12 protein-coding genes are annotated in these 13,242 nt (G+C 70.7%); 4 read left to right on the top strand and 8 right to left on the bottom strand.

Annotated elements, in window-relative coordinates:
• Positions 1–9: 9 nt before the first annotated feature.
• Both CLV68_RS08100 and CLV68_RS08095 read right to left on the bottom strand, forming a co-directional pair.
• Positions 10–1,020, bottom strand: coding sequence for a hypothetical protein (locus tag CLV68_RS08100; RefSeq protein WP_147459910.1), 1,011 nt, complete (start codon positions 1,018–1,020; stop codon positions 10–12).
• Positions 1,017–1,514 carry a SigE family RNA polymerase sigma factor gene (locus CLV68_RS08095; RefSeq protein WP_121389831.1) on the bottom strand — a complete coding sequence of 166 codons (498 nt, stop codon included), beginning with the start codon at positions 1,512–1,514 and terminating at the stop codon, positions 1,017–1,019. The genes CLV68_RS08100 and CLV68_RS08095 overlap by 4 nt, the downstream gene beginning before the upstream one ends.
• A gap of 72 nt (positions 1,515–1,586) precedes the next feature.
• Here CLV68_RS08095 and CLV68_RS08090 point away from each other — a divergent pair, with 72 nt between their 5' ends.
• Positions 1,587–2,366, top strand: coding sequence for an IclR family transcriptional regulator (locus tag CLV68_RS08090; protein ID WP_092778215.1), 780 nt, complete (start codon positions 1,587–1,589; stop codon positions 2,364–2,366).
• Between the two features lie 315 nt (positions 2,367–2,681).
• A complete protein-coding gene (locus CLV68_RS08085) occupies positions 2,682–3,029 on the top strand; it encodes a hypothetical protein (protein ID WP_147459909.1) in 348 nt (115 codons plus the stop codon).
• 150 nt (positions 3,030–3,179) lie between these two features.
• Here CLV68_RS08085 and CLV68_RS08080 read toward each other — a convergent pair whose 3' ends face one another.
• From CLV68_RS08080 to CLV68_RS08060, 5 genes are read right to left on the bottom strand one after another with little or no spacing between them, the layout of a single operon-like run.
• The gene (locus tag CLV68_RS08080) at positions 3,180–4,436 is read right to left on the bottom strand and encodes an MFS transporter (RefSeq protein WP_121389829.1); all 1,257 of its coding nucleotides are present in this window, start codon (positions 4,434–4,436) and stop codon (positions 3,180–3,182) included.
• A 55-nt stretch (positions 4,437–4,491) separates the two neighbouring features.
• A complete protein-coding gene (locus CLV68_RS08075; protein ID WP_121389828.1) occupies positions 4,492–5,427 on the bottom strand; it encodes an ABC transporter substrate-binding protein in 936 nt (311 codons plus the stop codon).
• A gap of 14 nt (positions 5,428–5,441) precedes the next feature.
• Positions 5,442–6,179: an ABC transporter permease gene (locus CLV68_RS08070; RefSeq protein ID WP_121391047.1), complete on the bottom strand. Its 738-nt coding sequence runs from the start codon at positions 6,177–6,179 to the stop codon at positions 5,442–5,444.
• Positions 6,176–6,838 (bottom strand): ABC transporter permease, encoded by a 663-nt coding sequence (locus tag CLV68_RS08065; protein ID WP_121389827.1) that lies wholly within the window; start codon positions 6,836–6,838, stop codon positions 6,176–6,178. Before CLV68_RS08065 ends, CLV68_RS08070 begins: the two co-directional genes overlap by 4 nt.
• Positions 6,835–7,962, bottom strand: a complete 1,128-nt coding sequence (locus CLV68_RS08060; protein WP_121391046.1) for an ABC transporter ATP-binding protein — start codon at positions 7,960–7,962, stop codon at positions 6,835–6,837. The genes CLV68_RS08065 and CLV68_RS08060 overlap by 4 nt, the downstream gene beginning before the upstream one ends.
• Before the next feature lie 152 nt (positions 7,963–8,114).
• Between CLV68_RS08060 and CLV68_RS08055 the strand changes: the two genes are divergently transcribed.
• Both CLV68_RS08055 and CLV68_RS08050 read left to right on the top strand, forming a co-directional pair.
• Positions 8,115–9,602: a bis-aminopropyl spermidine synthase family protein gene (locus tag CLV68_RS08055; protein ID WP_246009714.1), complete on the top strand. Its 1,488-nt coding sequence runs from the start codon at positions 8,115–8,117 to the stop codon at positions 9,600–9,602.
• A gap of 179 nt (positions 9,603–9,781) precedes the next feature.
• Entirely contained in the window at positions 9,782–10,609 is an 828-nt protein-coding gene (locus tag CLV68_RS08050; RefSeq protein WP_121389825.1) for a hypothetical protein, read from the top strand.
• A 22-nt stretch (positions 10,610–10,631) separates the two neighbouring features.
• On the opposite strand, the gene CLV68_RS08045 is transcribed toward CLV68_RS08050, so the two are convergent.
• A complete protein-coding gene (locus CLV68_RS08045; RefSeq protein ID WP_121389824.1) occupies positions 10,632–13,190 on the bottom strand; it encodes a GGDEF domain-containing phosphodiesterase in 2,559 nt (852 codons plus the stop codon).
• Positions 13,191–13,242 lie beyond the last annotated feature (52 nt).

The raw sequence follows: 13,242 nt of genomic DNA, 5'->3' as shown, positions 1-13,242 counted from the left end.
AGTCAGCTCTTATGGTCTCCGGCCGAGCCAGGGCGCAGCGGGAGTCGGCCCTACCGTGACCGAATTGGCCACGGTGGTGAGCAGGTCCAACTGCTCGACAGGATCCTTCTTCGCGGTTGGGAGGAAGCTGACCACCAGCCACCGCCCATCGAGGTCCGCCACCAAGACGCCCGACGGCTCGTCCAGGCCGAGCGGGGTCATCCGGAACCAGCCTTCGCCACCCCGCACCGGTACCCGCGCCCCCTCCAGCACGGGTTGGTCGGGGCGGACCTCGATCCGGGCGACGCCCACGTCCGCGAACCCGAGGTTGGTGATCATCACCGCCCTGTCCGGTCGATCACCGCTGATGCCGCTCCAGTCCACCCGCGCACCCGGCACCGCGGCGAAGGTGAACGGCACCGCGGTCGGCTCGACCGCGGTGGGACGGAGGGACTCGGCGATGCGGAGCAGGGCGGGCTTGGGATCGGGGAGCGAGGAGCCGAGCAGGTCGAACCGGCGGGACCCGGCCCACCAGGTGAGGGTGTGCACCTCGTGTCGGGGGTCGGAGCTGACGGTCCACTCGCCGGGCCTGCCGTTGACCAGCACCTGCTCGTGGCCGGGATCCGGCCCCGTCGGTTGCCCAGGACCCGGCACCACGCTGATGACGTGCACCCAGGGCGCTGCCGTACCCGGCCCGCTCGCCCAGATCGACCCGACCCAGGTGTCATCCACCGCGTAAGAGCGCTCCTGCTCCACCATGCCGGAAGGCAGCCAGGTGGGTTCCCAGTACACGTTCCCCGGTTCGGCCGGTGGGCTCACCTGGAGGCTCGTCCCTGGCGCCGCCTGCTCGTACGACTCCGACGCGGACACCATCGCGATACCGACCAACCCGGCCGTGACCACGCCTCCTACCGGCATCCACCACCTACGGCGCCGGGTTCGTGGTGCCAACGCGGCCAGGACGCGCGCGCCGCCCGGTGCTTGTGCTGCCTGGTGGTCTAGGGCCTCACGCAGGAGGTCCTCGAACTCGTCCGTCCTCATCGGACCTCCTCTACTCGTTCGATGCTCGCAAGTCCGGCTCTTAAGGTCGCGACGGCACGGGAGACGTGGCTGCGCACGGTGCCGGTAGAGCAACCCAGCTCATCGGCGATCTGGTCGTCAGTGCGGTTCAGGTAGTAGCGCAGCACCACAGCGACTCGTTGCTTGCGCGGCAGCCGGGCGATGCCCGCGAGTAAGACCTGCCGGTCATCTACGCGGCCTGCGTGATCCGCCGTAGTGGCCCCTAGTCGCCCCATCGCCTGCGGCGCGACCGAGATGTCCTGCCGCCTGCGCCGCCAGGACAGGAACTCGTTGGTCACCATCCTGGTGACGTAGGCCCCGGGTTGTTCCATCCGTCCGATCCGCCCCCAGCGTTGCTGCGCGCGCAGCACGACCTCCTGCACGATGTCCTGCGCTTGGTGCGGGTCGCAGGTAAGCGTGGTGGCGTAGCGCAAGAGGCTGTCCAGCCGCTGCGCGAGGAACTCGTCAAAGGTCACATCCGCCCCCTTTCCGCCCTGTCAACGCGCGCTGCCGCGGATCTGTTGAGTCTGGTCGTAGGCTGGGTGCCCATGGGCGCCAGCAGCGACGTCCCCGCCCTCCGCCGCGGTCTCGCCGTGTTGCGGCTGCTGGCGGGCAAGGCGGGTCCGGTGGCGGCGGCTGCCGTCGCCAGGGAGCTCGGGCTGCCCAGGTCGACGGTGTACCACCTGCTCGCCGAACTGGTGGACGCCGGTTTCGTCACGCACCTGCCGGAGGACCGGCGCTACGCCCTGGGGCTCGGCGCGTTCGAACTGGGCTCCGCTTACCTGCGGCACGACCCGCTGGAACGGCTGGCGCGCCCGGTGCTGTCGCGGCTGATCGAGCGCACGGGCCACACCGCGCACCTGGGCGTGCTGCACGGCAGGGAGGCGCTCTACCTGCTACGCGAACAGCCACCGCACCCGCACACCGTGGTGACCGACGTGGGCGTCCGGCTCCCCGCGCACCTGCCCGCGTCCGGTAGGGCCATGCTGGCGCACCTACCCCCCGCCCAGGTCCGCGCCCTCTTCCCGACCCGCGACGCGTTCGTCGACCGCACCGGCCGCGGACCCGTCCACCTGCCCGCTCTACGCGGGTTGCTGACCGCGGAACGCCGCCGCGGCTGGGCGGTGGAGGACGGTTACGTGACACCCGGCTTCGCCTCCGTGGCCGCTGTCGTCCTCGACCACACCGAACACCCGGTAGCCGCGATCAGCACTACGTTCCGCCACCACTGCGAATCCGAATGCGGCCAACTGTGGCCCGAGTTGGCCGAACCCACCCTGGCCGCGGCCGCCGAACTGACCACCAGGATCAGCGGTCGACGTTCCTGACGACACTGAGGTTGCCACTCTTTCGAGTGACAATAGCGGCGCGAATCAGCGGCAATGTACCGATCCCGGTACCGTTTTCCGTTGCCTTCCACCCAACCGGCTGAAATCGCCGGCCATTGTCACCGCCGCAACAGGCGATCCGGCTAGTATGTGCAGACGAACACTTCCTCATCCCCCTGCCCGAATTACGCGGTCACCGCCCTCGGCGAACACCCGCCGGGCGCCGCACAACCCCGCGATCCGCACCGGTTGTCGCCCCATTGACAATGGCCGGTGCGCGCGGATCACCACCCCACCCGAAATGAGGTAATACCCTTGCCAACCCTGGAAGTGGTCGCCCGCGACCCGCTCGCAGACGACCACCCCGATTGCGCCACCCACCACCTGGTGCTGTCGCTGCGCGGTCGGGTCTACCCGATCGCCTGCCCGACCGACCCCGACGCCAGGGACTTCCTGCGCCAGATGGCCGAGGCCACCGACCAGTGCCGGGCCGAGCGGACGGACTTCGCCATCACCATGCTCGCGATGAGCGTCGTGCTGCCGGGCATCCTGCTGCTCTACTGGGCGGTCGCCCCCGAGGTCCTGCCCTCGATCGGGGTCATAGCGGCGGTGCCGTTCGTCGCCGAGTACGTCGCGCAGTTCCGCAAGCGCCGCAACTCCTGACAGGCGGGAAGGTGAGGCTGATGCGCCTAACACCAGCCTCACCTCCCCTGTCCGGGACGGCGGCCCGTCCGCTCCGACCGGCTGGGTAGCCGCGGGCGGGCCGCCCGTTGTGGTTGCACGTGCATCTGCGCGGGCAAACCAAGGTAACGATCATCCCGGCGGATCAGTACGCATCGCTACCCGATCGGATGAGCCAAGGGAAGCGGCCGCCAGGGCGCCGCTCAGCGCGGCGAGACCGCCCGCGACGTACCCCGCCCAGGTCAGCGAGGTCACCTTGGCCAGCACCGGGCCGAGCACGGCACCGGCGAACGCGGCGAACGCCTCCGCCGTGAACAGCGCCGCGCTCACCCGGCCCAGCACCGCGTCCGGCGTGACCCGCTGCACCACCGTCTGCGTCGTCCCCAGCGCCAACGACCCGGCGAGGCCGATCACCACGGCCGCGATCACCGCGACCACCACCGCGCTCGCCGAGAACAGGAGCGCGAATCCACCACCGGTGACCACAAGCGCTATCGCGAGCAGAAAGGGCACCCGGTCGATCAGCACCGGTTGCAGAGCGCCGCCGCCGAGGAAACCAATCCCGAGAGCGGACATCAGCACACCGGTCGCAGTGGCGCCGCCCAGCACCGTCATGCCGAATGGGACCACGATCGCCGCGAGGCACGCGTTCGCGCCGAGGAATAGCGCGGAAACCACCAGCAGCGACCGAATGGTGCGGTTACCCGCGACAAAGGCCAAGCCCGCGCGGAGTTCCGGCAACACCCGCTGTCGTGCCGACTTCGGCACCGGGCGCGACGCGGTGCGGACAACGGCGAGCGCCGACACCAGGTACGTGCCGAAGTCCACCCATACCAACAGGCCGAACCCGGCTACGGCGAACAACGCGCCCCCCAGCGGCGGTCCCACCAGCCGGACCAGGCCGTCGGTCACCGCGTTCACCCCGTTGGCACTGGTCAACGCCGACCCGGTGCCGACCACCGCGGGCACGAGCGCCTGGGCCGCGGGCCGGAACACCACGGTCCCCGCACTTTCCAGCAGCAGCGCGAGGTAGACCACCCGCACGTCGCCGACGAGCAGCAGCAGCACCGCCCCCGCCCGCACCACGTCGGCGGCGACCATCACCCACCGCCGGTCCCACCGGTCGGCCACCACCCCGGCGAACGGCCCGACCACAGCCTGCGGCAGGAACTCCACCGCCAACGCGATCCCCGCCGCCACCAGCGACCCGGTCACCGCGAACACGTGCGCCGGGACCGCGACCACCAACAGCCACGACCCGAGCAAGCTCACCGACCGACCGCACCACAGCAGCCGGAAGTCCCTCACCCGCAACGCTTCCACCCATGCCCCCAAGCACTCACCACCAGTTGACCAGATACTCCCGGTTCGGGGGGCGCACCGGGGCATCGATGCGCACCGGCCCGCCCGCGTGAGCGGACGGGCCGGTGGTGACCGAGCGCGGTTAGAGCAGGCCGACCGAGGTCAGCCAGTCCTTGGCGACCTTGGCGGCGTCCGGCTTGTCCGGGGCGCTGAGCTTGGCGTTGAGCTCGATGAGGACCTCGGTGGTCAGCTTGGCCGAGACCGCGTTGAGGGCCTGCTTGACGGTGTCGTCCGCCTTGCTCTTGGTGATGAGGGGCAGCACGTTCTGGGCGGCGAAGTTGTTCTTCGGGTCGTCGAGCACCACGAAGCCGTTGGCGGTGATCGCCGGGTCGGTGGTGAACAGGTCGGCGGCCTGCACCGCGCCGGACTTGAGGGCGTCGACGGTCAGCGGGCCGCCCGCGTCGAGCGACTTGTACTCCTTGACCTCGAGGTTGTAGGTCTCCTTGAGGCCGGGCAGGCCGTCGGCGCGCTTCTGGAACTCCGGCGGGCCGCCGAAGGTCACCGGGCCGGACTTGACCAGGTCCTCGATGGACTTGAGGTTGAGCTTGGTCGCGGTGTCCTTGGTGACCACCACCGCGTCCTTGTCCTCGGCGGAGGACTTGTCCAGCACGGTCAGCTTCTCCGGCAGCGCCTTCTGCAGCGCGGTGTAGACGTCGTCGGCGCTGGTCTGCTCGGCGGTCTTGTCGATGTGGGTCAGCAGGGTGCCGGTGTACTCGGGGATCAGGTCGATCGAGCCGTCCTGCAGACCGGGGTAGTACGCCTCGCGGCTGCCGATGCCGAGCTTCTTGGTGACCTTGACGCCCTTGGCCTCCAGCACGCTCGCGTAGATCTCGGCCAGCAGCGTGCTCTCCGGGAAGTTCGCCGAGCCGATGACCAGGGCACCAGCCGGGGCCGGGGCGGCCGAGGTGCCGCCGGTGGTGGTGGACTGGTTGGCCAGCGGGTCCGACGAGCCCCCGCACGCCGTCAGGGTGAGCGTGGCCGCCACCGCGGTCGCCACTGCGGCGAGTACGCGCTTCATTCCAGGGACTCCTGTCATCGGGAGGTGGGGATTGCGGTGCGGGCGCGGGTGCGCCCGCTGGTCCTCTTGCGCGGCTTCTTGCGCAGACCGGGGGACACGACCAGCCACTGCAGGCCGGTCAGCAGCAGTTCGACGACGATCGCGAGCCCGGCGATGAGCACCGCGCCCGCCGCCATCTGGTCGTACTCGCGCAGCGCGTTGCCGTCGATGACGAACCGGCCGAGCCCGCCGAGCGACACCGCCGCGGCGATGCTGGCGGTCGCGATCACCTGGAGGGTGGCCGAGCGGACGGCGCCGAGGATCAGCGGCAGCGCGTTCGGCAGTTCGACCTTGAGCAGGATCTGCCACTCGCTCATGCCCATGCCGCGGGCGGCGTCCACCGCGGCCCGGTCGACGTTGCGCACGCCCGAGTAGGTGCCCGCCAGCAACACCGGCACCGCGAGCAGCACCAGTGCGATCGTGACGGCTTCCAACGCCAGCGTGAGCCCCATGGCGAGCACGAGCAGGATCAGCAGACCCAGCTCCGGCAACGCGCGGAACGAGTTCACCACGCCGACCACGACGGTGCCGCCGCGCCCGGTGTGCCCGATGTAGGCGCCGAGCGGGATGGCGATCACGGCGGCGATGAGCACCGCGAGCCCGGTGTACTGGAGGTGTTCGCCGAGGCGCTGCGGGATGCCCGCGATGCCCAGGGTGGTCTTCCAGTGATCGGGGTTGGTCAGCCAATCGCCGACCTGGTCGAAGACGCTCATCGCGACACCACCGTGCCCGATTGCCTGCGGGTCCACGGCGTCAACGCCCGCCCGGCCAACGCGAGCAACCCGTCGACGATCAGGGCGAGCAGCACGATCAGCGCGATGCCCGCGATGATCTCCTGGTAGTTCGGCGGACTGGACTGGGCGCCGTGCAGCAGGAAGTAGCCGAGCCCGCCGACGCCGATGATCTGCCCGACCGCGACCAGGCTGATGTTCGACACCGCGGCGACCCGGACCCCGGCCACGAGCACCGGGATCGCCAGCGGCAGCTCGACGGCGAAGAACCGGCCGACAGCGCGGTACCCCATCGCCGACGCGGCCTGGACGACCGAGTCGGGCACCGCGGCCAGCGCGTCGGCAATGGAGCGGACCAGCAGCGCGACGGTGTAGATCGTCAGCGCGGCCTGCACGTTGATCGGGTCGAGGATCTTGGTGCCCAGCAGCAGCGGCATCATCACGAACAGCGCCAGCGACGGGATCGTGTAGAGCAGGCCGGACACCGGAACCAGGATGGCGCGCGCGACGGTCCAGCGGTTGGCGACCCAGCCAAGCGGCAGCGACAGCACCAGGCCGACGACGACCGGGACCAGCGCGAGCTGGAGGTGGTCGACGGCCGCGGACAGCAGTTCCGGGATGTGGTCGATGACCCAGTTCACGAGGGCACCTCACCGGACCGGCGCGCCTCGTCGAGCGCCTTGAGCACCGACTCCGCGGTGACCCCGCCGGTCACCGCGCCGCCGGAGTCGACCGCGATGCCGACCCCGGACGGGGAACTCAGCGCGGCGTCGAGCGCGGTGCGCAGGGAACCGGACTTGGGCGAGTCCGCGACGTAGAGCGAGCCGCCCGAGACGAGGTCTACCGAGCGCAGCTCACCTTCCACTGTGGACAACGAGGAATTGGACACCCAGCCGAGCGGCGCCCGGTTCTCGTCCACGACAACGCCCCACCCGTTGGTGAGCGCGGCGCGGGCCTGCTCGACCTGGCTGCCCAGCGGGATGGTCGAGAGCGGCACGACCTCGGCGCCGTGCGCGGACAGGAAACCCAGCGCCCGGTAACCGCGGTCGCGGCCGACGAAGGAGGCGACGAAGTCGTCGACCGGCTTGGCCAGCAAGGTCGCGGGGGTGTCGTACTGGGCGAGTGTGCCGCCGACGCGCAGGACGGCGACCTTGTCACCGAGCTTGATGGCCTCGTCGATGTCGTGGGTGACGAACACGATCGTCTTGCCCAACTCCGACTGCAGGCGCAGCAACTCCTCCTGCAGGTCGTCGCGCACCACCGGGTCGACCGCGCTGAACGGCTCGTCCATCAGCAGGACGGGCGGGTCGGCGGCGAGCGCGCGGGCCACGCCGACCCGCTGCTGCTGGCCACCGGAGAGCTGCGCCGGGTACCGCTTGCCCAGCTCGCGCGGCAGACCGACGGTGTCGAGCAGCTCCTCGGCGCGGCGCCGGGCCTCGGCCTTCCTGGTGCCGAGCAGCACCGGGACGGTCGCAACGTTGTCGATGACGGTGCGGTGCGGGAACAGGCCGGCGTTCTGGATGACGTAGCCGATGCCGCGGCGCAACGTTGCCGGGCGCTGGGCCCGGATGTCCTCGCCGTTGACCAGGATGGTCCCGGAGGTCGCCTCGACCATCCGGTTGATCATCCGCAACGAGGTCGTCTTGCCGCAGCCGGACGGTCCCACCAACACGGTGATCCTGCCTGCGTCGATGGTGAGGTCGAGGCCGTCCACCGCCACCGTGCCATCCGGGTAGCGCTTGGTCACGGACTGGAACTCGATCACTCGGACCCCTTGGGTCGGCACGGCCCCCTAGTAGCCGCGGGTCGAACGACCTTAACCCGAACGGCTGACGCAGGCAGGCCGTTCCACGATGTGGCGTCGAACGTACGGCCGGGTCCGGGTGGCCGGGGGCGCTCTCCTACGCTATTCGGCTTGTGGCCGACTCCGTGACCAGTTACCTCGCAGCCAGGGGCGTGCACGCCCGCCCCCTGCGCGCCGTGCTCGGCCTGCTCACCGAGGGCTGGCACAGCCTGGACGACCTGGTCAGGACCACTGCCGTACCCCGCCGCAGCGTCCAGGAACTGCTCACCGCGCTGGGCGAGGACGCCGAGAACGACGCCGACTCGTGGCGCGTCGCCCGGTCCGGGGTGGACGGCTACCGCGCGCTGACCGCCCCGCGACCGGACATCCCGGACGCCGAGCTCGCGGCCGCGTACGAGGTGTATCTCACTGGCGTCCCGGCCCCGTCCCGCGCCCTCGACCACGTCCAGGCCGACGCCGCGACGATGCTGCGCCGGGCCCGCTGGTTGGACCAGACCTATGACCTCGCGGGCGCCCGGCTGCTCTGCGTCGGCGACCACGACCTGACCGCGCTCGCGGTGTGCACCCTGCGCCCGGAGCTGTCGGCGACCGTGGTGGACGTCGACGAGCGGCTGCTGGAGTACGTGGACCGGACGGCCGCGGCACGTGGTCTGGACATCCAGTGCCGCTACGCCGACTTCCGGTTCGGGCTGCCGCCGTCCACCGTGGGCACCGCCGACCTGGTGTTCACCGACCCGCCGTACACCCCGGAGGGCATGCGGCTGTTCCTGGCGCGGGCGATCGAGTCCCTGCGCGACCCGGACGGGCGCGCGATCGTGGCGTACGGGTACAGCGACCGGACGCCCGCGCTGGGGTTGAAGGTGCAGCAGGAGATCCAGCGGCTCGGGTTGGTGTTCGAGGCCGTGCTGCCCGCCTTCAACCGCTACCACGGCGCCCAGGCGGTCGGCAGCGCCAGCGATCTCTATGTCCTGCAACAGACTTCCCGCTCGTCCCGCTTGGCCGAGTCGGCCGTCCGCGAGTTGGTGTCCGGCATCTACACCCACGGCCCCCAGTCCATCGAAGCGGGCGGCACACCCCCCGCGGCCCTGGCCGAACTGACCCGCCTCACCGGCGTCGCCCCCACTGTGCCGTCATGGACCGACCCCGTCCGCGCCAACGGCCCCGTCGCCTACGACCTCACCGCCGACCCCGGCTCCTGGCTGGCCCGAGTCCTCCTCGCAGGCCCCCTGGAAACCGTCGGCGCTTTGGTGGCCAACAACCACCCCTCCGTCGCCGACCAACGCGGCCAAGAAGCCCTCAGCACCCTCCTGCACGGCAAGTACACCCTCACCTACCACCGCAGCCTCGCCGCAGGCCGCCACGCCGTGGTCCTCGCAACCCCGGTCCCCACAGACTCCATCCGCCGCACCCTCCTCTCCCGAACCCACGGCAAACTCTCCAACATCTGGCGCGAAGCCCTCATCGCCGATTCCGGCGGCACCCTCACCAAACGCGAAGCCCGCGACCAGATAACCGCCCTAGCACCCCCCGAAGACCTCGACGAACGCCTCATCGACCTCCCCCTCCACCGAATCCACGCAGTATTGGCCGCCGCCGAATAGCTCCGCCTATTCACGCAGTCGATCAGCCTGGGCAGTTCCGCCCACAGGGAGCTGTGTGCTTCCAGCGGTGTGGTCATGTTCTTCTCCCATGCGCGAGAGGGCGAGCAGCAAGAGTTGAGGGGGTATAAACTACGACTGCATCGACGGTCGCACGAGAGGGTCAAGGGGGCCTAAACAGCGTGAGCTGGCGAGATGAGCTGAGCGGGATTCGCGACGATCAGGACCCGATCCGGCGGGCGCGGCGGGCTGGGGAACTTGGGGATGCGTATCGGCAGCGGCAGCACGAGTTGGCTCGGTTGCGCCGGATCGCCATCGACGAGGCGCGGGCGCAGGGGATGAGTTACACCGAGATCGCCGCGGCCTGTGGGGTGAGCAAGGGGCGGATCACGCAGATCCGCACCACCGCGCCACCAACTGAACGCGCCTTCTTCGGGGTCGGGCCGGTCGTCGTGGGTGTGCCGCTCCGGTTCGGGGAGGATGACCGCAAGCGCACCTACATCGACGCCGCCGACGCGAATGCCCAGCGGGCGGCTGAGGGCCTCTTGGCCGATCTTTCGCTCCAGGCAACGGGCCGATCAATCCTGCCCGATCGCGCCGAGCCCTTCGACGGCGACGCGGTTGTCATCTGCGGCCCCAAATCCGCTCCGATCGGCACGACCCTCCTGGCCCGCGATCCCCACCTGGACATGACCAAGTCCGGCAACCGCTGGTGGATCGTCAACCGCGACACCGGCGACAAACTCGGGTCACCGCGCAACGACCCGACCCCCACCGCTTCCGACCTCGGTTACCTGGCCCGCCACCTCATCGACGACCGGGTGGTCATCCACATCGCGGGCATCACGGCGTACGGCTCCCACGGCGTCGTCCACTACCTGGCTCACAACTTGCCCGAGCTCTGGTCGTCCACCGGTGACACCCAGTTCAGCATGGTCGTCCGCTCCGATCACACCGAGGACGGCGCCATCACCGCGAGTGCCCAGGTCGTGAGCCCCGTTCGCTGGTAACGGCGATCAACCGCTGGGCGAGTTAGTTCCCGCGCGGGATGTGCACCGGTCCGAGCTTCAGGATCTCCCGGAACTCCTTGGCTGGCAACGGCTTCGACAGCAGCCACCCCTGGTACGCGTCCACCCCGACCCCGCGCAGCACGTGGAACTGAGTAGCGTTCTCCACGCCCTCCGCCACGCAGCTACGCCCCATTGCCCGCGCCATGTCCACCAACGCGCGCGCGACCGCGAAGTCCGACGCGTCCGTGGCCACCCCGGACACGAAGCGGCGGTCGATCTTGATGATCTGGGCGGGGAGTTCCTTGAGCCGGGCCAGTGACGAGTACCCGGTGCCGAAGTCGTCCACCGCGAAGCGGACGCCGCGCTCGACCAGTTCGGCCATGGCTTCCCGGCTGCGCGAGGGCAGGTCGATCAGGCTCGTCTCCACCAGTTCCAGCACGACCCGGTCCCACGCGATCCCGGTCGCGGCGACGGTCGCGGACACCACGTCGACGAACTCCGGGTCGCCGGGGACGAGACCGGCCAGGTTGACCGCGATGCCGACGCCGCCGCCGAGGATGCCGCCGCACAGTTGGGGCCACTCGGCCGCCTCGATGAACGCCGCGCGCAGCACCCAGCGGTCCAGCTCGCCGAGCAGGTCGCCCTGTTCGGCGACCGGCAGGAAGTCGCCCGGGTACAGCAAACCGCGCTCGGGGTGCGGCCAGCGGACGAGGGCCTCGGCCGACAGCACCGTGCCGTCCGGGCCGACGACCGGCTGGTAGTGCAGGACCAGCTGGTCGTTCATGATCGCTTCGCGGAGCTGGCCCTCCAGCAGCATCTGGCTGTTGGCCGAGGCGATCAGCTTGTCCGAGGCGATGGAGACCCGGCCGGTGCCGCGGGCCTTGGCGGCGAACATGGCGGCGTCGGCGTAGCGCAACAGGTCGGCGCCGCTGGTCTCCGGGCCGCTGGGCACCGCGGCGCCGATGCACGCGGAGACCCGCAACAACTGGTCACGGACCGGGACCGCGGTGCGCAGCAGGCTGGCCACCTGGTTGGCCAGCGCCTCGACCCCGCCCGCCTCCTCCACGTCGGAGCAGATGATCACGTACTCGTCGCCGGACATCCTGGCCACCGTGCAGCTGGGCGGCAGCCCGCGCTCGAGCCGCCTGGCCAGCGCGGTGATCAGCTCGTCGCCGACGTCGTGGCCGAGGGAGTCGTTGACCCGCTTGAAGTTGTCCACATCGCAGAACAGCAGCGCGATCCGCTCGTAGTCGCGCCCGCCGAGCAGCTTGCCCAGCAGCTCCTTGACCGCCGCGCGGCCGGGCAGCCCGGTCAGCTCGTCGTGCGTCGCCTGGTACCGCAGGCGCTCCGCGGCCCGGCGGCGGTCGGTCACGTCGGCGAACACGACCAGCCAGAACCGCTGGCCGTCGTCGGCGACCGACACCGTGGCGTTGAGCTCGCAGTAGACCGGCTTGCCGGTGGCCGTCACCAGGACCCGCTGCCCGCTGTGGAACGACTGCGACTCCCGGCCGCGCCGCCCCTCCCGGTCGTCCGGGTGGGTGAGCTGCTCGGCGGTCATCCCGCGCAGCCGCTCCAGGTCCAGGCCCAGCAGCGAGCACAGCGCGTCGTTCGCGTCGACCAGCCGCTCCGAGTCGTCGAACAGGGCGATGCCGACCGGGGTTATGGCGACCAGGTCGGTGAACCGCTTGCTGGAGCGCTGCATCCTGGTCTCGGTCGAGCGCTGCTCGGTGACGTCCTGCGCGGTGCCGATCATGATGCTGCGGTCGCTGTCGGTACCGGCCGACTCGCCGCGCACCCGGAACACCCTGCGCTTGCCGTCGGGCCGGATCACCCGGTGCTCGCACTCGACCGGGCGCCGCGTCCCGGCCAGCTCCTGCCAGCGCTGGTCGACCCAGCTGCGGTCGTCCGGGTGCACCAGCTGCAGGTAGTCCCGGTAGGTGATCTTGCTGCCCGCCTCGACGCCGAACAGCTCGTAGAGCATCGACGACCACAGGCACTCGCCGGTGACGGTGTTCCACTCCCAGGTGCCCAGCCTGGCCACCCGCTGCGCCTCGCGGAACAGCCGCCCGTCCTGGCTCAGCTGCCGCTCCAGCGCGCGGAAGCGGGTGAAGTCCTGCACGGTGCCGTGCACCCGGACCACGCGCCCGCCCGACTCGAACTCCGGGCGGGCGCGGACCAGGTAGGACCGCTGGCCGGTGTCGTCGCGGACCTCGAGCTCCAGCGGCTGCGACGAGCGGCGCGCCCGCAGCGCGACCTGGAAGTCGTCGAGCACGGGCAGGTCTTCGGGGTGGACCAAGGCGAGCAGATCGGTCAGCGTGGCGCGCGCGGGCAGCCCGCACAGGCTCCGCAGACCCTCGGACAGGTACGCCTGACCGGTGCGCACGTCGAGCGTCCAGCTGCCCATCCGCGCGATGCGCTGGGCCTCCAGCAGCAGGGCGCGTTCCACCGCGGGGTCGTCGGCAGGCCCGGCCGCGTCCGGTCTCACCAGGTCGGGCGCGAGCACCCGACCGGCGTCGCCGTCGAACCCACCGGGTGGCAACGCGACCCCGGGGAGTCCGGCGCGCACGACATGCTCGGCCACGGCGCGTTCCCTCCACCCTCGAGTAGGCGGGTGGGGCACCTGCCGAGCATCC

This window comes from Actinokineospora cianjurensis (assembly GCF_003663795.1).
In the GTDB taxonomy this organism is placed as follows: domain Bacteria; phylum Actinomycetota; class Actinomycetes; order Mycobacteriales; family Pseudonocardiaceae; genus Actinokineospora; species Actinokineospora terrae.
The sequence above is the reverse complement of the archived record's forward strand: the minus strand, read 5'-3'. Positions and strand labels throughout refer to the sequence as shown.

Excerpts from the sequence above, each read along its gene's own strand:
- CLV68_RS08100 (WP_147459910.1), bottom strand. The coding sequence starts at position 1,020 with ATGAGGACGGACGAGTTCGAGGACCTCCTGCGTGAGGCCCTAGACCAC.
- CLV68_RS08090 (WP_092778215.1), top strand. The coding sequence starts at position 1,587 with ATGGGCGCCAGCAGCGACGTCCCCGCCCTCCGCCGCGGTCTCGCCGTG.
- CLV68_RS08080 (WP_121389829.1), bottom strand. The coding sequence starts at position 4,436 with ATGCCCCGGTGCGCCCCCCGAACCGGGAGTATCTGGTCAACTGGTGGT.
- CLV68_RS08075 (WP_121389828.1), bottom strand. The coding sequence starts at position 5,427 with ATGAAGCGCGTACTCGCCGCAGTGGCGACCGCGGTGGCGGCCACGCTC.
- CLV68_RS08070 (WP_121391047.1), bottom strand. The coding sequence starts at position 6,179 with ATGAGCGTCTTCGACCAGGTCGGCGATTGGCTGACCAACCCCGATCAC.